This window comes from Streptomyces sp. NBC_00370, from assembly GCF_036084755.1.
GTDB lineage: Bacteria > Actinomycetota > Actinomycetes > Streptomycetales > Streptomycetaceae > Streptomyces.
The window spans coordinates 3,981,730-4,004,877 of the sequence record NZ_CP107968.1; the positions used below are offsets into that span (position 1 = coordinate 3,981,730).

Below are 23,148 nucleotides of genomic sequence, written 5' to 3' on the forward strand. Positions count from 1 at the left end.
GGGGGGAAGGGAGCTCGGCGGCCGTCCGTCAGGGGAGGCGACGGCAGGACGTACGGGTCGACCGGCCCGCCGTCGCGCCTCCCCCGGGGATCACTTGTTGTTGCCCAACTCGCCGTCGGCGCCTTCCACGGCGCCCGACACGGCGGAACTGGCGGTCTGCGCCGCGGCCACCGCCGCGAGCACCGCGACACCCGCGGGTCCGCCCGCTGCCGCCGCTCCCGCACCGGCACCGCCCGCACCCGCACCAGCGGCACCGGCCCGGCCCGCTCCCGCGGCACCTCCGGCGCCGTTCGCACCGCCGGACCCGGGTCCGCCGGCCGATCCCGATTCGCCGCCGGCGCCGGACGAGCCGCCCGCACCGGACGAACCGCCCGAGCCGTTGGCGCCCGAAGCGCCGCTCGGACCCGCCTGCGCACCGCCGCCGGAACCGCCGCCGCGGCCGCCGAGCATCACGGCGCCGCTCGCCAGGTTGCTGCCCGCCTGTCCCATGCTGGACATGGGGTTGCCGGTGCCCATGGCGGCCGTCGCCGGCACGATGAGCTTCAGCAGGGCGGGCAGGGCGATGGCGGAGAGCAGCATCACGCCGATACCGGCGATACGTGTGTTGATGGTGCTGTTGTCGCCGGAGCCGCTGTTCTTGCCCGTATTGATCATCGCCATACCCGCGTTGAGCACGAGTGCGACGGCAGGTTTGTAGAGCAGCCAGGCGATCATCCAGCCGAGGTGCTTGCGCCACCAGCCGGCGCCCCAGTCCGTCATCGAGGCGGCGGCCGCCATCGGCAGCGTGCCGAGCAACAGCATCATCACGCCGAGCCTGATGTACATCAGGACCGTGTGGATGATGCCGGAGATCAGCAGCAGGAAGGCGAGGACCAGCAGCAGGAAGGACTGGATCCCGCCGCCGTCCGAGCAGGCGCCGACGTTCTGCAGGGACTCCTGCACGGCGTCGTTGAACAAGTAGCTGGAGTAGTCGTCGGCGACGGCGGCGGCTGCCAGGCAGACCGTGGTGGCGGCGCCCGAGACGACCACCACGCGCATGATGCCCTTCAGGGCGGTCGTGCCCGCGTCGCCCTTCCGCTCGATGGCCATCCGGGCGGCGGCGAACAGCAGCGAGCCGACCGCGAGGTAGACCACGATCCACTGGGTGTCGCCGCTGATGTTCTTCGACGTCTGGCTCTGCTCCAGCGTCGGGACGCTGGTGGCCAGCGCCCCGAACACCGCGACAGCACCGGCGAGGATGGTCTTGGCGACCAGGTCGATGATGGTTCCGATGGGGTCGCCGAGGAAGCTGAAGAACCCCTTCACCAGGTCGATGACCGGATTGCCGGACGTGCAGTTCACGTCAAACCCCCCAAAGCGTGTAGCCGGTGGTGTTCTGAACGGCCGCGACCGGCGAGTGCAGCGCACCGTTGTCGTCAGGCACGACCTTCCAGTCGCCACCGCTCCAGCGCAGCACGATGGTGGTCGCCGCGTAGCCCTGCTCGCCCTTGAGGAGGAGCTTCACCGTCGCGCCCGTGCTCCCGTAGGAGGACACGATGAAACCGACGTACGAGGCGACCGGCGTACTGCTCCCGCTGTCGGTGTCCTGCACGGTGGCGCGCTGGAACTCGAACATGTCGCGCCCGATCCCGTCCACGACCTGCTGCTTGGTGACGGTGCGCCAGCCGGAGCCGCTCATCTGGGACGGGATGATGTGGGCGGCCAGCACGGCCCCGACGGGCGTGTGCGCGTAGCACCACCACAGGTCGCCCTCGATCCGGGTGGGCCCCGCCGATGCCGAGACGGGCACCCGCGAGACCCCGAGCGTCCGCCAGCTGATGTCCTTCGGGGCGGCCTTGGGCAGCGCGTCGCCCGCACTGTCGTCGGTGCGGCAGCCCTGCGGCCGGCCGCCCTTCGGGACCGATTTACCGGAGAGCGGACCGACGGACGCAGCCGCGTTCGCACGGTCGGCGGTGCCGCTGTGGCCTGACGTCAGTGTGACGATCATGCCCACCACGACCACGACGCCGATGAATCCCGCCGACAGCTGCCAGCTCCGCTGCTTGTAGTACGGCCCGGATTCCTCGACCCGCCGCTCCCTGCGTTTGAACAACACGTCCGTCCGCCCGGCCTACGCGAAGACGAAGCTGATCAGCGGGCCCGCAGTGGCCACGAGGACACAGCCGCCGAGCACCATGCCGAGCCGGCTCATGTGCTCCGAACTCTCACCGCGCTTGACGGAGACGGCCATCATCGCGCCGGTGATCAGCACACCGGCGACACCGGCGGCCGTACCGGCCCAGGCGGCTATGCCGAGGACGGTGTTGACCTTGCCGGTGAGTTCGTCGGGGGCGTTGCTCACCGGCTTGGGCACAGTGCCGTCGGCCAGGATGTTGGAGACTGCGAGGAGCAGTGACATGGGGATCTCTCCGAGGAGTCGGCGCCCGGCATGAGCGGTGGGCGGGAGGGTAACTGTCAGTGCGGGAAGGTCAGTTGAGCGGTCGGTCGGGATTGGTGCGGGGCAGGTACTAGGGGCCGAGCAGCGTGAGGTTGCCGAGGGCCGTGACGAGCGGTCCCGCCGTCGTGGCGATGAGGCAGCTCAGGACGATGTAGAAAACACCGCGGAAGTGCGCGCCGCCCTCACCCGGTTCACCGCGGCGCAACTGGAGTGCCATCTGCATGCCGACGATGATCAGTCCGCCGACACCGCAGGCCGACGCACACCAGGAGAGAAGGCCGAGGATCGTGTTGGCGTCCGTCGGCGGTGCGTAGTCGGCCAGGAACTGTGCGGCGGCCACGGACCGGGTCACGAGACGGCTCCCTCGCCGTAGCTCGCGCTTCCCACCAGCTTGGCGAGGGTGACGAGTTGCCTGGGTTCGTGCTTCGGACGGCCACCCGTACGCCAGGCCGGGATCCACGGCACCCGGTGCACACGGGCGACGGAACGCAGCACCCGGATGCGGCGCAGCAGCACCAGCGGCAGCCGGCCGGGGGCGTCGGCGACGAGGACGACGCCCAGCAGGTCCAGCCCCTGCGGGGCCTTCCCGTCCTTCAGCGCGCCCAACGCCTGGGAGACGGACCGGAGTCCGCCCGCGCTGGTCCGGCCGACCAGTACGATCCGCCGCGGCTCACCGCGCGCGGGCTCCGGCCAGCGGGCTCCTACGTCCACCCCGCCGAGCGCCTCGACCAGCGACGTCACACCGGCGCCGCCGTGCGCCTTGACCCAGCCGACCTCGTCACGCGAGCGCCCGCGCGCCGCCTTCGGCCGCCGCGACTGGCCCCAGCCCGCCTCGGCGGCGGGCGCGGGGGCCGCGCGCCGGGCGGGCGCGGGGTGCGGGGCGGGCTGGGGGCGGCTTGCGGAACGGCCTGCTGACGCGGGGCGGCGACGGCTGCGGTGGCTGCGGGGCGCGGGGCGACCGGGGCCGTCCGCGCGGGTGCTGGTGCCGCCGGCTGCACCGGTTGTGGCACCGGCCGTGCCGCCGGTTGAGCGACCGGTTGTGTCACCGCGGGCGGCGGTGGTGCGGGCGCCGTCGTACGGGGCGGCACGGGCGCCGCCGCGGGTGGCGGCGTGCCCCCGCCGGGGGGCGTCTGCTGTGGGGACTTCGGCCCCCGTACCCACGACTGTGGGCCCGGCGGCGTTGCCGAAGGAGTGCCCATATGTGTCCCGCCCCCCTCTTCGCTCGTGCTTCCGCTGCTGCGGCTCATCTGGTTTTCCACTGGTTTGAACTTATTTGCCACGGGGCCCGTTTGGATCTGTCGAGTCCGTCGGACAGCACAACGGGCTATGTGGCCATGACGGTTCAAGGCGAAGGGAAGAAGGCACGCGCGCATGAGTGCAGGCATGGGAGCGGGCGAGGAGAGCGGCGGCTCGAACGTCGTCAGGAACGGCATCATCGCCGGCACCGGATGCGGCTGCCTGCTGTCCCCGCTCGCCCTGGTCGGCACGCTCGTCGTGGTGTTGATCATCGGCGGATTCGGGGTGCTGCTCGCCCCCCTCATCGCGCTGATCCTGCTGTTCGGCGGAGGCGGCGGGAGCGACAGTTCCAACCAGGACACGGCGGACCAGATGGTCGACGTCCTTCAGGGCAACGGCAAGGGCCAGCTCGACGACACCACGGTCCCCGCCGACCTGGTGGACCCCATCGAGCGGGCGGGCCAGCAGTGCCCGGCCATCGGCCCGATCGTCATCGCCTCGCAGATCGAGAAGGAGTCCGGCTTCAACGCGGCCCTGAAAGGACCCAACGGTGAACTGGGCCTCTCACAGCTGCCGCCCGACATCTTCAAGCAGTACGGCAAGGACGACGACGAGAACGACAAGACGTCCGCGCTGGACGCCGAGGACTCGATCATGGCCCAGGGCCGCTACCTGTGCGATCTGGCCAAGCAGGGCCAGCAGATGCTCGACAACGGGGAGGTCGAGGACAAGGGCGACGGCGAAGGGGCCCTCGACACCTCCCTCGACCTCGCCCTGGCCGGCTACGACATCGGGATGGACGCCGTACGCGCGGCAAAAGGGGTGCCGCAGACGAACGAGGCACAGGGCTATGTCCTGGCCATCCGCGCCCAGTTCGCCAAGTACCAGGGCATCGCGGCGCCGCCGTCAGGCGCGACTCCCGGCGTCACCCCCGACCCGAGCGAGACGCCGTGACGCGGCGCAGGCGGTCCCACCGTCTCCCCCACGCCTTCCCGATCACCACTCCCACCGCATGAGGACGGCAGCCATGGCCCCCTTCACCGTGTACATTTCCGACAACGGGCTCGCCGAGATCGACGGGGACCCGCTCGTCCCCGCGCCCGAACAGTCCGTGCACGAGGCGGTACTCGACCAGTTGCACCGGTTCGCACAGCAGCGCGGCACCGCCGTGGACGCGACGGTGCACGACAGCCCGGGTGCGGCGGAGTTCTTCCTGCGGGTGCTGCCGGACGGGTCGAGCCAGGTGCTGGGAGCGGCGGAGCCGGTGCAGGAGCCGGAACCTGAGCTGATGTCGGCTCCCGAACCGGAGCCGACGCCGGAGCCTTTGTCGGCCCCCGAGCCTGAGCCGGCTGCGGTATCGGCCCCCGAGCCGGAGCCGGCCCATGCGAGGGCGGACGCGGACGCCGATGCCGGGGCGGGGCCGGGTGGCGGGGCCGTCGCCAAGGCGGGGGCCGTCGCGCGGGCCGGGGTCGGCGCCCTCGCCACGGCGGTCGCCCGCGCCCGCGCGACGGCGGCGGCGCGCGCGGGGTCGGTGCACGCGGGCTCGGTGCACGCCGCGCCCGTGGTGGCGCCCGCACCCGTCGACGTGCCCACCGAACACGCCGCCCAGATCGGCCACATCAACGCGTTGGCGTCCGTCGGCCGGCTCGACGAGGCGCTCGACGAAGCGACCGAACTGCGCGAGCGGCTGACCAGTACGGTCGGCGCGGACCATCCGCACGCACTGGAGGCGCGGTCCGTCGAGGCGTATCTCGCACACCTCTGCGGCGACCACCGCGAGGCCATCGTGCTCGCCCTGGCCGTGGCCCGTATCCGATGCGGCGCCGGGGACAACCAGGCGCCGGTGGAGGTGGCGCGGGCCGCGGCTGCTTGGCAGCAGCTTGACGACGACCGGGCCGCCGTCGCCCACGGCCGCGAACTCCTGCACATGTGGGAGGCGTTGGAAGCCCGCGGCCTGCTGTCGCCCGGCGACCTGGAACTCGCCGAACAGGTCCGCAGACACGTCGACGCACTGGCGGCATACGTCTGATCGGTCGCCGGAGCCCGCTCCCTGCCCCGAAGTCGGGCCGGTTACACACAAGTCCATGGGCTCGTACAACCAACGTCAAACGAACGTGGAACGCACCTCGGAACACTCCGTTCCCCCAGGAGGCCAAGGGTCCCAGTCGCCCCAGGACTGCGACCGGGCCTCCCAAGGAGCAGGAGCACACCATGAACGTGACGGTCATCGGATCGGCCAGCGCGGTCTCCCCCGAGGAACGAGCGCTGCGCGACCTCTACTTGGAACACGGGCCCGCGCTCTACTCGTACGTGCTGCGGATGCTGGGCGGGGACACACACCGCACGGAGGACGTCATCCAGGAGACGCTGATGCGCTGCTGGAACAAGCGAAACCTGGTCGACACCGAAGGCATGGCGGTCCGCCCGTGGATGTTCCGGGTCGCCCGCAACCTCGTCATCGACGCCCACCGGACGCGGATGGCAAGGCCGTTGGAGGTGAGCGGCGCCACCTGGCTGAGCGAGCTGGGCACCAAGGCGGACGACAACGAACAGATCCTGTCGTCGATTGTGGTACACGACGCCTTGCAGGCGCTGACGCCGGCACACCGCGAAGTACTCAGGGAGACCTTCTTCGCGGACCGCAGCACCCAGGAGGCGGCCGACACCCTGGGCGTCCCGCAGGGAACGGTCAAGTCCCGCGTGTACTACGCCCTTCGCTGCCTCAGGTCGGCACTGGAGGAACGAGGAGTACACCCAGAAGACCGCGCCCCGCGCCGAGCCTGACGGGTCGACGCAGCTCAGAACCCCACCATCGACTTGTCGAACACCCCACCCAGAGCGCCACGCAGGCTGCACCCGACGGAGTGCCCGGCCCGTCTTCGGAGCCCGAAGCCCAGAAGGAAGAGGGCCAGGAAGACCCCGCCTTCGACGCCTGCGGCGACCGGGCTGACGACGGAGCCAATGAGGCCGCCAACGGCCAGCCACAGAACGATCGGCACCAACGACCCCCGAAGAACCACACCGAAACCCACGGGCACCAACCCGTCAGGCAGGACACGCCGGTCCCAGAGGTCGATGTGGTTCCGCGTCCCACAGTGCTGGATTTTTATACGCTGATCAGATCACCCCCGGCGGGGGCGGGCTCTGCGGAGGCACCGGGTTCGTGGTGACGGGTGCGGGTCAGGGCGGCATGGGCCGGGGGCTGTGCGGGCCGGGAGGTTAGGTGAACCGAGGGCCGCCCCTGGGGTTTGAGTGTCGCGGCTCCGGTCCGGGCGTCAAGGGCGCTCCTGCGTCGCGTCGGCTGCGCCGATTGCGCTGCGCTTAACCCTTGACCCCCGGCCCTCCACCGCAAGTACTTCTTTGAGGGGGGGCGGCCGGGGGGCTCCACGGGGGAGCTGGGTTCGTGGTGGCGGGTGCTTTGCCGACTGGCGGGTGCCACGCGGCGGTTGCATGGGGGGACTCGGCCCGGCTCGGCGTCCACCCCCACCGGGCAGCGGCTGAGACTCATGCCCCGCTGGTCGCTGTGAGTGGGGGCGGGGCGGGATGGCCTGCTGGCGGGGGTAGTTGGGCCGGGGCAACGGGCCGGTGGGTGGGGCGGGTGTGACTGGAGTGATAGGAGATGGTTCGTGGGGCGGTCATCCGGCGCCTTTTGCGTCCCGTGTTGCGTTGAACGCGCCATTGGGCGGCGGATGCCCATCAGCCCTATGGATCTGGACTCCGGCGGGGCGGGTGGGACGAAAGTGCCCAGTGAGGCAGCCGTCGGAAGCCTTATGCGTGGGGCGTTGCATTAGACGCGCTGCGGGACGCATTAGGCCGGTGCGGGCCCCTGGGCGGTGGGACGGGTGTGACTCAGGGGGCAGGTGCGGCAGGCGAGCCTTGCGTGAGTGGTGGCATCCCACGCACCCCACTTCCGCCCCGAAGCCGACCGGGGCTCCCTGGCCCCACCCGCCTGATGCGCCCTGCGGCGCGTCTAACGCAACACAGGACGCAAAAGACGCCCGATCGGTGTCTCAGGAGCCGCCTTCTGCCACTCCAGTCACACCCCTTCCACCTACCGGCCCGCTCCCCGGCCCGCTCCTCACCCACCCGGAGTGACCAGCGGGGCATGAGTCGCAACCGATACCCGGCCGGGGCGGACGCCGAGCCGGGCCGAGTCCCCCCATTCAACTGGTGCGTGGCACCTGCCAGTCGGCCAAGCACCCGCCACCACTCCCGGGCCTCCCCCGTGGAGCCCCCCCGGCCGCCCCCCCAGCCTTCCCTTGCGGTGGAGGTTCGGGAGTCAAGGGTGGGCGCAGCCCATCGCGAAGCGACGCGACGCAGGAGCGCCCTTGACGCCCGGACCGCAACCGCGACACTCAACAGAAAGGGGCGGCCCTCGGTTCGGCTAACTTCCGGGTCCGCACAGCTCCCGGCCCATGCCGCCCTGACCCGCACCCGCCACCCCACAATGACCAGCGGGGCATGAGTCCCAACCGCTCCCCGGCGGGGGCGGACGCTTAGCCAGCCCGAGTCCCCCCACTCAACCGCCGCGCGGCACCCGCACCCGGCAAAGCACCCGCCACCACTCCCCGGCCCGGCCCGTGCGTCCCCCACCCGCACACCCCCCCTCAACCCCCCAGCAGGATCTTCGCCACCGCCTCCGGTGCCTCGTGCATCGCGTTGTGGGCCGTCGGGAGGTCGTGGACCCGCCAGGTGGGGTCCGTCCGGAGGCGGGTGCGGAGGGGCGTGAACGGTGTTCGGTCTTCCCAGCCCGCGCAGTAGACGAACTCCCTGCGCGGGACCTTCGCGAACGCGCCCGTGAGCCGGATCGTCTGCAGGAACGCGGCCAGGGGGTGGGGGCGGCGGCGGGGGTCGCCGCCCGCCGGGGGGCGGACGGCGTAGCCCGTGTCCGTGGCGCCGGCGGCGAACACCCCCCGGAAGTGGTCGTTCGTCGCCGACCAGCACGACTCACCGTCGCGCGGTACATACGCGTCCAGGTGCACCAGCCGCGAGATCCGCCCGCCCGCGCGGTCGGCCGCCGCCGCGATCACCATCCCGGCGTAGCTGTGCCCGACCAGCGTCCCGTCGGTGATGTCGTGCCGGTCCAGGGCCCGCAGCACGTCCTCGGCGTGCGTGTCGAGGTTGGCCGTCGCGACCGTCGCGTCGTCGTCGTCCGGTCGCAGACCGGTCAGGGTCAGGGCGTGCACGGTGTGCCCCGCCCGCTCCAACGGCGGGACCACCGCCTCGAATGCCCAGGCCCCTTTCCATGCCCCGGGTACGAGTACGAACGTCTCCATGGCGTTTCTCCTTCTCTCCAAGCCCTCTCAAGCAGCCCGCTCAAGCCCGCTCAAGACGCGGCATCGCCGCACGCACACCACCCTCGTCCGACCCACCCATGGCGCGCCACCGGTAGAATGCCAACTGATGCCCGTTCGCCGCCAACCTCACCCGCTCCCCGGCGTGACGTCCCATGTATGGCCGTCCGGCGGCCGTCACCTCTGGCCGTCCGGCGGGACGAGCGCCGTGCAATCGCACGCCCGGGGACACCTGGTGTACGCGGCCCGCGGCGTCCTGGCCGTGCACGGCGAGCGCGGCACGGCGGTCGTGCCCGCCAACCGCGTCGCCTGGACGCCCGCCGGGTTCACGCACCAGCACCGCGCCCACGGCGACACCGACATGCGGATCGTCTTCCTCGCGCCGTCCCTCGCCCGGCTCGTCCCCGACCGTCCCGTCGTCTTCCTGGCTTCCGACCTCGCCCGCGAGGTCCTGCTCGCCCTGACCGGCCCCCGCAACTACGACACCGACGCCGACGCACCCCACCACACCCGCCCCGCCCACACCCGCCCCGCCCGCTCCCGCCTCCACCGCGTCCTCGTCGACGAGCTCCGCGAAGCACACGAACAGCCCCTGCATCTCCCCGAACCTCGGGACGACCGGCTGCGGGCCGTCTCCCGGCTGCTGTACGAGAATCCGGCGGACAATGCCACGCTGGCCGAACTCGGCAGGACCACCGGAGCCAGCACCCGCACCCTCAGCCGCCTCTTCCGCGACGAACTCGGCATGACGTTCTACGAGTGGCGCACCCAACTACGCGTCTACCACGCCCTCGTACTCCTCGCCGACAGCCACGACACCACGCAGACCGCCTACGCGTGCGGCTGGGCCAACCCCAGCAGCTTCATCGCCGCGTTCACCCACATCATCGGCACGACCCCCGGCCGCTACCGCGCAGAACGGAACGCGGGGCCGCCGGGGTGACCGCTCACCCCAGGCTCAGCAGCAACTTGCCCGTAGTGGTGCGCGTTTCCATCAGCCGGTGTGCCTCATCCACCTCCCCCAGCGGGAATTCCGCCGTGATCGGGAGTACGACCTGCCCCTCCGCCACCAGCGCGAACGAGCGTTCCGCCACCGCGCGCAGCGCCTCCGGCTCCGTCTGGGCCAGGGTCAGGATCGAGAAGCCGGCCACCGAGAGACCGCGCGGGTACAGCTCGGGCTGGCCCGCCTGCCAGGCCTCCGCGCCGCTCGCGTTTCCGAAGGAGACCAGGCGGCCGAAGATCGCCAGCGACTCCAGGCCGCGGCGCAGCGTGTCGCCGCCGACCGGGTCGAGGACCAGGTCCACCCCCCGCCCGCCCGTGGCGGCCCGGACGCCTTCGGCGAACCCGTCGCCGACGAACACCTCGTCGTAGCCGTACTTGAGCGCTTCCGCGACCTTCTCCTCGCGGGACACCACCCCGTACACCCCGCCCGCACCGCCCAGCCGGGCCAACTGCCCTGCCACCAGGCCGACTCCGCCGGCCGCGCCCTGGATCAGTACGGTCTCGCCCGCCCGCAGCCGCCCCACCTCGTGCAACAGCGCGTGCGCCGTGGGCAGTACGGTCGGCAGCGTCGCGCCGACCCGCAGCGGAACACCGTCGGGCAGCGCGAAGACGAAGGACGCGGGAGTGACGACGACTTCGGCGTACCCGCCCTGCGGGGTGAGGGCGGCGACCTGCTCGCCCGGCGCGAGTCCCACGACACCCGCGCCGACCGCGCGGATCCGCCCGGCGACCTCCAGCCCGGGCCGGAACGGAAGCGACGGCACCCGGTATCCGGTGGCCCTGGCCTTGGTGTCGGCGAAGTTGACCCCGGCGTAGGCCACATCGACGGTCACCTCGCCGGGGCCGGGCTCCGGTACGGGGACCTCGGTGACCTTGAGGACCTCGGGTCCGCCGATTTCGTCGAACTGGATCGCGCGCATGGCTGTCGCCCCCGGCTGAAGTGTTCAATGCTAAGCGAACACTTTGAATGTACGCTCCGCAACGAACACCCCGCAAGCACCCGACCCACGGAAAGGACGACGGGGCCGGACGCACAAAAGCGTCCGGCCCCGAACCACCCAGGCGCCTACGCGCCCAACCGCCCCGCTACAGGAACGAGTTGATCTGGATCGTCTCCGTACGACCGGGTCCGACCCCGATCGCCGAGATCGGCGCCCCCGACATCTCCTCCAGCGACTTCACGTACCGCTGCGCGTTCTTCGGCAGGTCCGCGAACGTCTTCGCCTTCGTGATGTCCTCCGACCACCCGGGCAAGTACTCGTAGATCGGCTTCGCGTGGTGGAAGTCCGACTGGCTGTACGGGAGTTCCTCCACCCGCCGGCCGTCGATCTCGTACGCCACGCACACCGGGATCTGCTCCCAGCCGGTCAGCACGTCCAGCTTCGTGAGGAAGAAGTCCGTCAGCCCGTTGACCCGCGTCGCGTACCGCGCGATCACCGCGTCGAACCAGCCGCACCGCCGGTCGCGGCCCGTCGTGACGCCGCGCTCGGCGCCGATGCGGCGCAGCGCCTCGCCGTCCTCGTCGAACAGCTCCGTCGGGAACGGCCCCGCGCCGACGCGCGTCGTGTACGCCTTGAGGATGCCGATGACGCGGCTGATCTTCGTCGGGCCCACGCCCGAACCCGTGCAGGCGCCGCCCGCCGTCGGGTTGGACGAGGTGACGAAGGGGTACGTGCCGTGGTCCACGTCGAGGAGCGTGCCCTGGCCGCCCTCGAACAGGACGACCTTGTCGTCCTCGATGGCCTTGTTGAGGACCAGCACCGTGTCGGTCACGTACGGCTTGAGCTGATCCGCGTACCCGAGCAGCTCCTCCACGATCTGGCCGGCCTCGACCGCGCGCCGGTTGTAGAGCTTGGCGAGGACCTGGTTCTTGAAGTCCAGGGCCGCCTCGACCTTCTGGAGCAGGATCGACTCGTCGTACAGGTCCTGGATCCGGATGCCGACCCGGTTGATCTTGTCGGCGTAGGACGGGCCGATGCCGCGCCCCGTCGTACCGATCTTCCGCGAGCCGAGGAAGCGTTCCGTCACCTTGTCCATCGTGGTGTGGTACGAGGTGATCAGATGAGCGTTACCGCTGATCAGCAGCTTTGACGTGTCGACACCGCGCTCGTTGAGTCCGCTCAGCTCGGAGAGCAGGACGGCCGGGTCGACCACCACCCCGTTGGCGATCACGGGAACACAGCTCGGGGAGAGGATTCCGGAAGGGAGGAGATGCAGTGCGTATTTCTGGTCGCCTACGACGACCGTGTGGCCGGCGTTGTTGCCGCCCTGATAGCGCACGACATAATCCACGGACCCACCGAGCAGGTCGGTGGCCTTTCCCTTGCCTTCGTCACCCCACTGAGCACCGAGCAGCACAAGTGCGGGCACAGGCGTACACCCCTTCCGGGCGGGGCATGTCCAAGGTCGGGGGGCGCACATACGCCGTACGTTCGGCGCGAGTGCGCCGTAAGGCACGACATGCCATCGCACAACGTTGTACGAGACAGCCCTAACCGTCGACCCGGTTGCCCCGGAATAGACGAAGCCCCTGGCGCAATAGCGCAAGGGGCTCTTGCACAAAGATGCTACCCGAGGAAGGACCGAGGTGTCGGCTCCGGAGCCCGCCGAAAACGGCGCGCAGCACCTTCTGGTGGTCATCGACGCGGTAGCGCGCCGGACCGACGGCGAATCCGTGCGCATCGCGAAAGACGTGCTGAGCGCGGGTGCGGCCGTCAAGATCTGTCTGCCGGACACCCCCGAGGAGTTCGCACGCGCGCTCGCCAGACGCGGCCACCGGCGCCCGGTGGTGATCGGCGACGACCGGGCGCTGCTGCGTACGGTCGCCCTGCTCCACAAGGAGCGAGAACTGGCCACGGGGGCGCTGTCCCTCGTCCCGATCGGCAGCGCCGTTGATCTCGCGCTCGCCTCCTCGCTCGGCGTCCCCGCGGGCGCGGTGGCGGCGGCGCGCGCCGTGCTCTACGGGGCGGTGCGCCGGCTCGATCTGCTGGTGGACGACAGCGACGGGGTGGTGCTCGGCGATCTCCGCATCCCCGCGCTGCCCGCCCGCGCCAACGGGGAGGCCGCGGGGCCACCGGGCCCGTCGGTGTGGCACGCCTGCCGGTCCCTGGTCCGCACGCTGGTGCGGCCCGCCCCGCATCCGCACGGCGCCGCGGCGCACACGTACCAGCTCCGCGTGGAGGCGGACGGTGTCGTGCTCAGCGACCTGGACGCCCCGGTCGAGGCGGTGACGGTCCGCTCGTACGGGGGCCGCGCCGAGGTCGTGATCCGCACGGCGGGATCGCCCGAGCCGCTACGGGCGAGCGCCCTGTCGGTGACGGTGTCGGGCGCGGACTTCCGCTACCGCGCCGACGCCCGGGTCACCGGGCCCGTACGCCGCCGGACCTGGACGCTGCGCCCGGAGGCCTGGGGCCTGACGCTCCCTGCGGCGTATTCGTCCGCGACCGGTGACGGCAGGCGGCGCCAGGGCTAACGTCAGGTAGAGCTACGCACGCCCGGGGGGCCGTTCGATGAGTACGCACGTCACATCGGCACTGGATGTCGGAGCCACGGCGGAGGCGCTGTCCCGCTACCGCCGCCGGGCGCTGCGGTGGACGGCCGCGGGGGCGGTCCTGCTCACCGTCGGCACGGCGACGGCAGGCAGCCTCGGCGCGAGCGCCGGATCCCTGCTCGCCTTGGCGTTGATCCTGCTGGCCGTCGGCCTCGGTTCGCTGCGGCTGGCCCGCCGGATGGCGCGGCAGCTCGCCGCCACGACCTGGACATCGTGCGCCGCCGTGGCCACGCCGCACGGGCCGCACGGGGCGGCGGTGGTGCTCAAGGACCCGGCGAGCGACGCGCTGTTGCCGGTCGCGCCGATGACGACGATCCGCCGCCACCTGGTCGACCCCGGCAGCCCCGAGTCGGACGGCGTGCTCTGGTGGTGCGGCGATCCGCGCACCGGCGGCGTCGTCGCACCGCCGGGCGGCGGCGAACTGGTCTGGGTACGCACGGTACGGGGGCCGCTGCGACGGCAGCGGACGATACGGGACGCGGAACAGCGCGGCCTGCTGGAACGGCCGGCGCCGAAGCCCGCGCCCGGGGTGAGCCTGTCGAAGACGCCGTCCGCCCACCCGGTCCCGATCCACCACCGGTGGATCTTCCGCTGGGTCCTGCTGGCCGGGCTCGCGGTCCTGGGCCTCGGCATCGCCGCCTCCGAGGCGGCGTACGACGATCCGCAGGTCGAGCTGACGGTGGTCAAGGAAGCGCCCGACGGCAGCTGCGTCGTGAAGTGGAAGGACCCCTGGAACGGCACCATGCACCGCGGCCCCTTCCAGTGCGACCCGGACCGTGACCCGCTGCTGGTCGGCGACGTGGACTTCGGCTGGGTGGTCTCGTACGGGCCGTGGGAGGGCGACCTGTACGACTACCGGTGGCAAGGGACCGTCGCCAACGACGTCAACGACGACCTGATACTCGCCGGCCTGGCGGTCACGGTGATCGGCCTCGGTGGCGGGACCACCCGGTTCGTACGACGAAGGCGCGCGAGGCGTGAAGCCGCCGCGTTCACCGGGGGAAGGGGGCCGGGGCCGGGGCCGGACGGCCTCAGCGCTCCTTCGCGATCAGCTCGTCCCTGTTCTGCCGCCACCGCTCCATCAGTCCGCCCAGCTCGCCGTGCAGGAATTTGAAGAACGCGTGCGTCTCCGCGACCCGCGCGCCCGCCGGTGTGTCCCGGCCCAGTGAGTCCGCGCCGTCGCTGAGGGTGTGCTGCCAGCGGACCAGCACGGAGCCGCGGTCGGCGAAGGTGGCGTACCAGAGCTCGTTGTGCAGGTGGTAGCGGTCGCGGCGTGAGCCCGGTTCGCGTTCGCGGCCGACCATGCCGGCCTGCGTGAGGTAGCTGATCGCGCCGGACACGGCGGCCGGGCTGATCTGCAGACGTATCCCCAGCTCGGCCGATGTGAGGCTCGCGTCGTCGGAGGCGAGGAGCGCGGCGAAGACCCGGGCGGCCGTCCGCTGCATCCCGCCCGCCGTCAGCTCGGAAGCGAAGCGTTCGATGAAGCGCGCCACGGCTTGCTCATCGCGCTCCGCGGCGACCCCGTCGCTGCTCACGCTGCTGCTGCTCATCCCGCCATCCTAACCGAGCCCTTTTTACACTTCCTTAACTTCACAAGTTTGTGAAAGTAGCGTACTTTCCGAAACATGACGAAGGCAATCACGGTCGCCGGACTGCACAAGTCGTTCGGCAGGACACACGCACTGGACGGCCTCGACCTGGCCGTCGAGGCCGGCGAGGTCCACGGCTTCCTCGGGCCCAACGGAGCCGGGAAGTCCACCGCCATCAGGGTGCTGCTCGGCCTGCTGCGCGCGGACTCCGGCGCGGCCCAGCTGCTCGGCGGGGACCCCTGGAAGGACGCGGTGGACCTGCACCGCCGGGTGGCCTACGTACCGGGGGACGTGACCCTGTGGCGCAACCTCTCCGGCGGTGAGGTCATCGACCTCTACGGCCGGCTGCGGGGCGGACTCGACACGGCACGGCGCGCGCGGCTCGTCGAGCGGTTCGAGCTGGACCCGACGAAGAAGGGCCGTACGTACTCCAAGGGCAACCGGCAGAAGGTGGCGCTGGTCGCCGCCTTCGCCTCCGACGTCGATCTGCTCATCCTGGACGAACCGACGTCAGGACTCGACCCGTTGATGGAGGAGGTCTTCCAGAGCTGCGTCGAGGAGGAGCGCGACCGGGGCAGGACCGTACTGCTCTCCAGCCATGTGCTCAGCGAGGTCGAGGCGCTGTGCGACCGGGTGAGCATCATCAGGCTCGGCCGAACCGTCGAGTCGGGCACGCTCTCCGCGCTGCGGCACCTGACCCGTACGAGCGTCAGCGCGGAACTGGCCGGTGCGCCGGGCGCGCTCGGCGGGCTGCCGGGCGTCCACGACCTCGACATCGAGGGACGGCGGGTCAAACTCCAGGTCGACACGGAGGAGTTGGACGCGGTGATCCGCTCGCTCTCCGCGTCGGGGATCCGCTCGCTGACCAGCACGCCGCCGACGCTGGAGGAGCTGTTCCTGCGCCACTACTCGGACCGTGAGGCGATGGCGCGATGACCACGACCGCGGCTTCTCCGGCCGCACTGCCGCAGGCGCGCCGCACCGGCGGCTCGCGTCAACTCGCCAGTACGCGACCGCTGTTGCGGCTCGCGCTGCGCCGCGACCGGATCATGATCCCGGTCTGGGTCGTGGTGCTGGCCGGTTCGTACTCGTCCGTCGCGCAGTCGTTCACCACGCTGTACGACACGGCCGCCAAACGCGCGGACATCACGCACTCGATGGCCACCAACAGCTCGCTCCGCGCCCTGTACGGACCGGTGTTCGACGATTCGATCGGCGGCCTCACGGCCTGGCGGATCACCAGCTTCGGCACGGCGCTGGCGGCCGTGATGAGCCTGCTCGTCGTCGTACGGCACACCCGCGAGGAAGAGGAGACGGGCCGTCAGGAAATGCTGTCCTCGGCGATGGTGGGGCGCCGGGCACCGCTCACGGCCGCGCTGCTCACCGCACTGATCGCCAACACCGGCCTGGTGCTGCTGATTACGGCGGTGCTCGCCAAGAACGGCCAGGAAACGGCCGGTTCACTGGCGCTGGGGCTCGCGACCGGCGCCGTGGGCATGCTGTTCGCCTGCACGGCGGCGATCGTCGCGCAGATCACCGAGAACGCACGGCTGGCGCGCGGCCTCTCGGTCGCGGTCATCGGCGCGGCGTTCGTCCTGAAGGCTGCGGGCGACGCGTCGTCCACGGACGGCTCGTCGGTGCTGACGTGGCTGTCGCCGATCGGCTGGGCGGAGAACGTACGCGCCTACGCCGACGAGCGGTGGTGGGTGCTGCTGCTCCTGCTGGCGGCGATCGGCGTGCAGGCGGTCGTGGCGTACGTCCTCACCGGCCGCCGCGACGTCGGCATGTCGTTCCTGCCGGCCCGTCCGGGCCCCGCCGAAGGCAAGCTGGCCACGGCGGGCGGGCTGGCCTGGCGGCTCCAGCGCGGCTCGCTGTTCGGCTGGGGCGCGGGGTTGCTGGCCGCCGGGGTCATCTTCGGCGGGATCACGGACGGCGCGGGCGATCTGGTCGGCGACAACCAGCAGACGAAGGACATCATCGCGAGGATGGGCGGCCAACAGGGCCTGACGGACTCGTTCCTGGCCGCGATGGTCGGCATGCTCGGGATGGTCACGGCGCTGTACGCGGTCGCCTCGGTGCTGCGGCTGAACGGCGAGGAGACGACCCAACGCGCGGAGCCGGTCCTCGCAGGTCCGGTCGGCCGGCTGCGCTGGGCGGCGGGGCATCTGCTGATCGCGTTCGGCGGAGCCGCCGTGATCATGCTGCTGGGCGGCCTCGGCCTGGCCCTCGGCTACGGCCACGACCTGGGGCCGATCCTGGGCGCCGCGCTGGTCCAGCTCCCCGCGATCTGGACGCTGGCCGCACTCGCCGTACTGCTGTACGGCGTGGCCCCGAAGGCGGCGCCGGCGGGCTGGGCGGTGGCGGGTCTGGCCCTGGCACTGGGCTGGATCGGCCCGGCACTCGACCTGCCCCGGCCGGTGATGAACCTGTCCCCCTTCGGCCACCTCCCGAAGCTGCCGGGCACGGAGATGACGTGGACGCCGGTCGTGACACTGACGGCGCTCGCGGTGGTGCTGGTGGCGGGGGGCCTGGCGGGGCTGCGGCGACGGGACATGCAGACCTGACGAGGAACGGGAACGGCGCCGTTGTCCACAGGCTGTGGACAACGGCGCCGACCGCCTGTCGCGTCAGCGCACGAAGTTCTTGAGCGTCTCGGTGTCGAGCTCGAAACCTACGGGGTCCGGCAGCACGAGCCTCTCCCCGAAGGGGGTCTTACGCGTGTCGCGGTAGTCACCTGTGGCCTGGTCCGGGTTGCTGTGCACGGTGATGACGCATGTGTCACGGTCGATCAGCAAATATACCGGGATACCGGCGGCCGCGTACGCGGCCGGCTTCTCCTCGCGGTCCCGGCGGCCGGTGTCCGAGTCGTACGAAGTCACCTCCAGGGTCATCAGCACCCCGTCGGGGTCCGCCCACTCCCCCTGTCCGGCGAAGTGTGCGACGGGCGCGAGCGAGGCGCCCGGACGCGCTCGCCCCTCCCGGTACTCCTCGACCCGCAGTCCCTGCATGGTGTCCAGGTCGAGGTCCGGCCGCGCCTGCATGCACTGGCGCAACAACCACATGATGATCGCCCCGTGGTCTCCGTCCGCCACCTTCTTGACTCCGATCCGCCCGCCGATGAATTCCAGCCTGACGGTCTCGGACTCTGCGGCGGCGAACTTCTCGAACTCGGTCACCGTCATTTGGGTCGAGCGCTCTGCCATAACTGTCGTGGTGCACCTCCTGTCAGGTGAACACCAGCATCGCCGGACCCTCGGTGGTGCCGCTGGCATATGCCAGACAATCACCCATTCGGGTGACGACGGGCCCGAAGACCCGCACCGCGCCCCCCGTCACCCCGGCGTCACCAGCCGCGCCTCGTACGCGAACACCGCCGCCTGCGTGCGGTCCCGCAGGCCGAGCTTCACCAGGACGCGGCTCACATGCGTCTTGATCGTGGACTCCGCCACCACCAGGTGCTCCGCGATCTCCGCGTTCGACAGGCCCTGGGCGATCAGCACCAGCACCTCCGTCTCGCGCTCCGTCAGGTCACCGACCCGGGCCAGCGCCGGGGCGCGGGGTGTTTCCGCCAGGCGGGAGAACTCCGTGATCAGGCGGCGGGTGACCGTGGGGGCGAGCAGTGCCTCGCCGGACGCCACCACCCGTACGCCGTCGGCCAGTTGCCGCGCCGACGCGTCCTTCAGCAGGAAGCCGGAAGCGCCGGCGCGCAGCGCCTGGTAGACGTACTCGTCCAGGTCGAACGTGGTCAGGACCAGCACCTTCGCCGCCGCGTCCGCCGCGACGATCTCGCGGGTCGCGTCGATGCCGTTCAGTTCCGGCATGCGGATGTCCATCAGCACCACGTCGGGGTGGAGCGCGGCGACCTGGGTGACGGCCTCGCGGCCGTTCACCGCCTCGCCCACCACCTCGATGTCCGGCATCGCGTTCAGCAGTACGGAGAAACCCTCGCGGACCATCACCTGGTCGTCGACGATCAGCACCCGGATCGTCACGACGACGCCTCCCCACGCTGCGGGGTCTCGTCCCGCTCGGCCTTCGGGACCGGGATGAACGCCGTCACCTCGTAGCCGCCGTCCTCCGTCGGCTCCGCCGTCATCTCGCCGTTCAGCATCGTCACCCGCTCCCGCATCCCGGTGATCCCGTGTCCCGCCCCCGGCGACGGCTTGACCGGCCCCTGCGGCGGCGTGTTCACGATCCGCAGGCCCAGCCCGCCGAGCACGTAACTGACCTCGACGTCCGCCGTCGAGCCCGGCGCGTGCCGCAGCGTGTTGCTGAGCGCCTCCTGGACGATGCGGTACGCCGACAGCTCCACGCCCTGCGGCAGCTCCCGCACCGCGCCGGTGATCGTCTTGCGTACGGTCAGACCCGCCTCGCCGACGTTCGCCAGCAGCCCGTCCAGCTCGGCCAGGGTGGGCTGCGGGGCGTCGGGCGCCTGGTAGTCCTCGGCCCGTACGACGCCCAGCACGCGGCGCAGCTCCGTCAGCGCCGCCACGGCGTTCTCGCGGATCGTGACGAACGCCTGCTCCAGTTCGGGCGGCGGGTTCTCGACCCGGTACGGGGCCGCCTCGGCCTGGATCGCGACGACCGACATGTGGTGCGCGACCACGTCGTGCAGTTCGCGCGCGATGGTGGTGCGCTCCTCCAGCAGCGTGCGCCGGTCGCGTTCCACCGCTGTGACGCTCTGCTGGGCCGCGACCTCCTGCACCGCGTTCCTGCGGATGTGCAGCGCCGTGACGGTCAGCAGGGAGAGCGCGGAGACGAAGAGCATGGGCGCTGCCGTCGACGCGCCGTAGTACCCCCGGCTGAGGAATGCCTCGGCGAACAGCCCGTACACCGCGGTCAGCACCCACATCCAGGCGGCGGTGCGCGGGCGGGTACGGGCCGCGACCACGGTGATCACGATGAGGTACGCGCCGAAGCAGGCGGGCGTCCACGGCATCCCGCCGTCGGGGTAGAACAGGTACGTCAGCGCCGAGACCCCGAGCGCCAGCCACCAGGCGCCCACCGGCCTGGCCAGCGTGAGCACCACGGGCGCCGCGGCGACCAGGCCGAGCAACGGCGACCCGGAGCCGAGGCCGACGAACAGCACCATCAGCGCGCCGAACATGATCACCGCGTGCGGCGTCCAGACGGCGCCGTCGCGTATCCGGTCCGGCAGCCTCCTGACGAGCGGGCCGTCCGGCCGCAGCGGCGCCAGCGGCCGGTAGGCGAATGCGTCGTGGAAGAGGCCCTGGCGCAGACCGGCGACGGTGTCGGCGGCCAGGCGGAACTCGGGGCTCCGGGTCTTCCCGGTATCTGTCTCGGTCACACTGCAACGGTAGGGGTCGGGGCGGACGGGGTCGTCACCAGCGAAGCGGATCCTGCCGCGTCCGTCCCAGGTACTACGCGGCCCGGAACACTCCCCCCTCAGCCACGCCACGCGCCGCGCGGCCCGCCCCCGCCGCGCCCGTGAATCGCGTCACGCGCGCCGCGTCAGGCCCGTGGCGCGCCCGCGTCGGGCCGCCCGCGTACCCCCGTGATCGCGCGGCCCCCCGCCCCTCGCGATCACGCGCCGCCGCGTCCCCCGAACTCCGCCGCGTGCTCCCGCGCCCACTGCGCGAACGTGCGCGCCGGCCGGCCCGTGATCTCCTCGACGGTCCCGACGACCGTGCGTCCCTCCGGCGGCGTGTCGGCGAAGACGCCCAGCAGGAAATCGACCACCTCACGCGGCTTCCCGTCCGCGATCCAGCGCTCGCGCGCCTCCCACTCGGTCAGCTCCACGAGCGTGATCGCCTGCCCACGCGCCGCCGCCAGCGCCTCCGTCTTGTCCCGGACGGTGAGCACCTCGGGCCCGGTGAGCAGATACCGATGGCCGCCGTGGCCCTCCTCGGTCAGCGCGACCGCGGCGACGGCCCCGATGTCCGCCTCGTGGACCATGGCGCTCTGCCGGTCCGCGAACGGTTCGCGCACGGTGTCCTCGGCGCGGATGGTGCCGGCCCACTCCAGCGCGTTGGCCATGAACTCGACCGGCATCAGTACGGTCCAGTCGAGCCCGCTGGCCTCGACGGCCTGCTGGAGCGGGGTCTGGCCGCCGCCGAAGAGGACGGTGGCCCGGCGGACCCCGGACTTCTCCGCCAGTTCGGCGATCTCGAGCCCGGTCTCCAGCGAGGCGAACAGGTCGCCGCCGAAGGTGATCAGATGCAGCCCGGTGGCGCCGTCCAGGGCGGGACCGAGGCCCGCCGGGTCGGTGAGGTCGCCCCGTACGATCTCGACCTCGGCGGGCAGACCCGCCGCCGCAGCCCGCGCCGGGTCACGGGTCAGCGCGCGTACGGTGTGGCCCCGGCGCAGCAGTTCGGCGACGACCTGACGGCCGACGGTGCCGGTCGCGCCGGTGACGAGCACGGTCTGCGGATCATCCGTTTTGCCGTTGTTGATACTGCTGGCGGCATTCGCGTGGTTGGTCATGCAGACACCATAGGAAGACTCGCGGCCACATTCCGTCCGCAATCACCTCGCCGCGACCGACTTCACCACGCGAGCTGCGCCAGCTCCTCCGCGACCACGGCGCACGCGTCGGCCGCCGGGTCGATCAGCGGGAAGTGACCGACGCCGTCGAGCAGGGTCAAGCCGACCATCTCCCCCGCGCCCGCCGCGGCCGCCACGAACGCGTCGGACACGGCCGACGGCACGGTGATGTCCTCCCGGCCGTGCACCACGGCGGTGGCGATCCCGGTGGGCAGCAGGGCCGCCGGGTCCGCGCTCTCCTTACGCCGCTTGAACTCCGGCCCGTCACCGAGCAGTTGCCCGATCGCACCGCCGCACACATCGAGGTCGACGGCGCTCGTCAGATCCGCGATCGGGGCCAGCGCGACGACCCCGCGCAGCGGCGGCGGCGCGGGCAGCCGCCAGGGCGAGCCCTCGGGCAGTACGTGCCGGGCGGCGGCCCACAGCGCGAGGTGGCCGCCGGCGGAGTGCCCGGTCAGCACGGTCCGCCGCACGTCGGCCTGCGGCAGGGCGGCGCCGACGAGCGCGGGCAGCGCGTCCAGCGCCGCCGCCACGTCGTCGAACGTCTCCGGCCAACGGCCGGCGACCGGCGCCTCGGTGTCCTGGTGCGGCAGCCCCGAGCCGCGCCGGTACTCCACGTTGGCGACGGCGAAACCGCGCCGCGCGAGGAAGTCGGCGAACGGCGACAGGTGCGCCCGGTCGTACGGCGAGCGCCAGGCGCCGCCGTGCAGCACGACGACGAGCGGCACCCGCTCCTGGCCGCCGCGCGGCGCGTAGAAGTCGATCACCTGATCGGGGTGCTCGCCGTACGCGGCGCTCGCATCGGGCAGGACGGCCGGATGCGAGAAGAGCGACTCGCTCTCGGCGACGTCGAGAGCGACGGGATCGCGCCCCGCTGGATCCGGCATGGTGCTCCAACCTTTCGGTACGGCGGCCGAATTGATCTGACCAGCGGGGACGGTATCAGCCACGCGGGGGCACTTGCAGCGTCCAGGCAGGGGCGGGCTGTTTCCCGCAGTCAGCAGCCGCAGGAGATCGCGCCGCGCGGCGCGGTCAGCTCGTCCACCGGCCGCCGCTCGACACCGTCGGCGGTCCGGACGGCGAAGCCCTCGCGCACCCAGTACTCGTAGCCGCCGATCATCTCCTTGACCGGTATGCCGAGCCGGGCGAAGGCCAGCGCGGCGCGGGTGGCGCCGTTGCAGCCGGGGCCCCAGCAGTACGTCACGACGACGGCGCCCGCCGGCACGACGTCGGCGGCGCGTGCGGCGATCTCGGCGGTGGGCAGATGGACGGCGCCGGGCAGATGGCCCTGGTCCCAGGCCTCGGTGCCGCGGGAGTCGACGACGACCAGGCCGGGGGCACGGGCCTCCAGGTCGGCGTGGACGTCGCTGACGTCGGCCTCGAAGGACAGCCGGGCGGCGAAGTGCGCGAGCGCGGCGGCGGGGTCGGCGGGCGGGGTGGCGGTGACCGTTGAGGCGGGCGGGGTGAGCGGGGTGAACTGTGTCTTCGTCATAGTGACGATCCTGCCGACCGCGGCCACCCCCGGCGAGTGGCGGG

At 71.8% G+C, this 23,148-nt stretch carries 24 protein-coding genes; 8 read left to right on the forward strand and 16 right to left on the reverse strand.

Translation table 11 applies throughout. The annotated features are described in order from the left end of the window. Positions 1-90: 90 nt before the first annotated feature. From OHS57_RS17710 to OHS57_RS17730, 5 genes are all read right to left on the reverse strand, one after another. On the reverse strand, positions 91-1,341 hold the full coding sequence (locus OHS57_RS17710; protein ID WP_328582596.1) for a hypothetical protein: 1,251 nt from the start codon (positions 1,339-1,341) through the stop codon (positions 91-93). A 1-nt stretch (position 1,342) separates the two neighbouring features. Then, entirely contained in the window at positions 1,343-2,095 is a 753-nt protein-coding gene (locus OHS57_RS17715) for a hypothetical protein (RefSeq protein ID WP_241778546.1), read from the reverse strand. A gap of 15 nt (positions 2,096-2,110) precedes the next feature. Beyond that, the gene (locus OHS57_RS17720) at positions 2,111-2,398 is read right to left on the reverse strand and encodes a hypothetical protein (RefSeq protein WP_041987878.1); all 288 of its coding nucleotides are present in this window, start codon (positions 2,396-2,398) and stop codon (positions 2,111-2,113) included. Between the two features lie 109 nt (positions 2,399-2,507). After that, complete coding sequence (locus OHS57_RS17725) at positions 2,508-2,789, reverse strand: hypothetical protein (protein ID WP_041987876.1); 282 nt, start codon at positions 2,787-2,789, stop codon at positions 2,508-2,510. Next, a complete protein-coding gene (locus OHS57_RS17730; protein ID WP_328582597.1) occupies positions 2,786-3,598 on the reverse strand; it encodes a hypothetical protein in 813 nt (270 codons plus the stop codon). The genes OHS57_RS17725 and OHS57_RS17730 overlap by 4 nt, the downstream gene beginning before the upstream one ends. 210 nt (positions 3,599-3,808) lie before the next feature. On the opposite strand from OHS57_RS17730, the gene OHS57_RS17735 reads away from it, so the two are divergent. The 3 genes from OHS57_RS17735 (at position 3,809) to OHS57_RS17745 (ending at position 6,457) form a co-directional block, all read left to right on the forward strand. Further along, on the forward strand, positions 3,809-4,627 hold the full coding sequence (locus tag OHS57_RS17735; protein ID WP_041987871.1) for a lytic transglycosylase domain-containing protein: 819 nt from the start codon (positions 3,809-3,811) through the stop codon (positions 4,625-4,627). Positions 4,628-4,700: 73 nt separating this feature from the next. Then, positions 4,701-5,702 carry a hypothetical protein gene (locus OHS57_RS17740; protein WP_328582598.1) on the forward strand — a complete coding sequence of 334 codons (1,002 nt, stop codon included), beginning with the start codon at positions 4,701-4,703 and terminating at the stop codon, positions 5,700-5,702. Positions 5,703-5,884: 182 nt separating this feature from the next. Then, complete coding sequence (locus tag OHS57_RS17745) at positions 5,885-6,457, forward strand: sigma-70 family RNA polymerase sigma factor (protein ID WP_328582599.1); 573 nt, start codon at positions 5,885-5,887, stop codon at positions 6,455-6,457. A 14-nt stretch (positions 6,458-6,471) separates the two neighbouring features. Here the strand turns inward: OHS57_RS17745 and OHS57_RS17750 are convergent, their stop codons facing one another. Continuing rightward, on the reverse strand, positions 6,472-6,672 hold the full coding sequence (locus OHS57_RS17750; protein WP_328582600.1) for a hypothetical protein: 201 nt from the start codon (positions 6,670-6,672) through the stop codon (positions 6,472-6,474). A gap of 1,608 nt (positions 6,673-8,280) precedes the next feature. Continuing rightward, positions 8,281-8,949 carry an alpha/beta fold hydrolase gene (locus OHS57_RS17755; RefSeq protein ID WP_328582601.1) on the reverse strand — a complete coding sequence of 223 codons (669 nt, stop codon included), beginning with the start codon at positions 8,947-8,949 and terminating at the stop codon, positions 8,281-8,283. Positions 8,950-9,175: 226 nt separating this feature from the next. Between OHS57_RS17755 and OHS57_RS17760 the strand changes: the two genes are divergently transcribed. Then, positions 9,176-9,910: a helix-turn-helix transcriptional regulator gene (locus OHS57_RS17760; protein WP_328582602.1), complete on the forward strand. Its 735-nt coding sequence runs from the start codon at positions 9,176-9,178 to the stop codon at positions 9,908-9,910. A 4-nt stretch (positions 9,911-9,914) separates the two neighbouring features. On the opposite strand, the gene OHS57_RS17765 is transcribed toward OHS57_RS17760, so the two are convergent. Then, the gene (locus OHS57_RS17765) at positions 9,915-10,889 is read right to left on the reverse strand and encodes a quinone oxidoreductase family protein (RefSeq protein ID WP_328582603.1); all 975 of its coding nucleotides are present in this window, start codon (positions 10,887-10,889) and stop codon (positions 9,915-9,917) included. A gap of 166 nt (positions 10,890-11,055) precedes the next feature. Beyond that, a complete protein-coding gene (locus OHS57_RS17770) occupies positions 11,056-12,339 on the reverse strand; it encodes an adenylosuccinate synthase (protein ID WP_041987853.1) in 1,284 nt (427 codons plus the stop codon). A 217-nt stretch (positions 12,340-12,556) separates the two neighbouring features. Here OHS57_RS17770 and OHS57_RS17775 point away from each other — a divergent pair, with 217 nt between their 5' ends. Further along, entirely contained in the window at positions 12,557-13,441 is an 885-nt protein-coding gene (locus tag OHS57_RS17775) for a hypothetical protein (RefSeq protein ID WP_041987850.1), read from the forward strand. Between the two features lie 37 nt (positions 13,442-13,478). Further along, positions 13,479-14,633 (forward strand): hypothetical protein, encoded by a 1,155-nt coding sequence (locus OHS57_RS17780; protein WP_328582604.1) that lies wholly within the window; start codon positions 13,479-13,481, stop codon positions 14,631-14,633. Here the strand turns inward: OHS57_RS17780 and OHS57_RS17785 are convergent. Then, on the reverse strand, positions 14,551-15,069 hold the full coding sequence (locus tag OHS57_RS17785) for a GbsR/MarR family transcriptional regulator (RefSeq protein WP_041987845.1): 519 nt from the start codon (positions 15,067-15,069) through the stop codon (positions 14,551-14,553). The two genes, OHS57_RS17780 and OHS57_RS17785, sit on opposite strands and share 83 nt — an antisense overlap. Before the next feature lie 75 nt (positions 15,070-15,144). On the opposite strand from OHS57_RS17785, the gene OHS57_RS17790 reads away from it, so the two are divergent. Together OHS57_RS17790 and OHS57_RS17795 are read left to right on the forward strand one after the other, a co-directional pair. After that, a complete protein-coding gene (locus OHS57_RS17790) occupies positions 15,145-16,044 on the forward strand; it encodes an ABC transporter ATP-binding protein (protein WP_328582605.1) in 900 nt (299 codons plus the stop codon). After that, positions 16,041-17,672: an ABC transporter permease gene (locus OHS57_RS17795; RefSeq protein WP_328582606.1), complete on the forward strand. Its 1,632-nt coding sequence runs from the start codon at positions 16,041-16,043 to the stop codon at positions 17,670-17,672. Before OHS57_RS17790 ends, OHS57_RS17795 begins: the two co-directional genes overlap by 4 nt. A gap of 63 nt (positions 17,673-17,735) precedes the next feature. Here the strand turns inward: OHS57_RS17795 and OHS57_RS17800 are convergent, their stop codons facing one another. The 6 genes from OHS57_RS17800 to OHS57_RS17825 form a co-directional block, all read right to left on the reverse strand. Continuing rightward, positions 17,736-18,311: a Uma2 family endonuclease gene (locus OHS57_RS17800; protein WP_041987838.1), complete on the reverse strand. Its 576-nt coding sequence runs from the start codon at positions 18,309-18,311 to the stop codon at positions 17,736-17,738. Positions 18,312-18,440: 129 nt separating this feature from the next. After that, the gene (locus OHS57_RS17805) at positions 18,441-19,100 is read right to left on the reverse strand and encodes a response regulator (RefSeq protein ID WP_078863558.1); all 660 of its coding nucleotides are present in this window, start codon (positions 19,098-19,100) and stop codon (positions 18,441-18,443) included. Beyond that, positions 19,097-20,416 carry a sensor histidine kinase gene (locus OHS57_RS17810; RefSeq protein WP_041987837.1) on the reverse strand — a complete coding sequence of 440 codons (1,320 nt, stop codon included), beginning with the start codon at positions 20,414-20,416 and terminating at the stop codon, positions 19,097-19,099. The genes OHS57_RS17805 and OHS57_RS17810 overlap by 4 nt, the downstream gene beginning before the upstream one ends. Positions 20,417-20,652: 236 nt before the next feature. Beyond that, positions 20,653-21,552, reverse strand: a complete 900-nt coding sequence (locus OHS57_RS17815; RefSeq protein ID WP_328582607.1) for an SDR family oxidoreductase — start codon at positions 21,550-21,552, stop codon at positions 20,653-20,655. A 62-nt stretch (positions 21,553-21,614) separates the two neighbouring features. Next, positions 21,615-22,499: an alpha/beta hydrolase gene (locus OHS57_RS17820; protein ID WP_328582608.1), complete on the reverse strand. Its 885-nt coding sequence runs from the start codon at positions 22,497-22,499 to the stop codon at positions 21,615-21,617. Between the two features lie 110 nt (positions 22,500-22,609). Then, on the reverse strand, positions 22,610-23,104 hold the full coding sequence (locus tag OHS57_RS17825) for a rhodanese-like domain-containing protein (protein WP_328582609.1): 495 nt from the start codon (positions 23,102-23,104) through the stop codon (positions 22,610-22,612). Between the last annotated feature and the right edge of the window lie 44 nt (positions 23,105-23,148).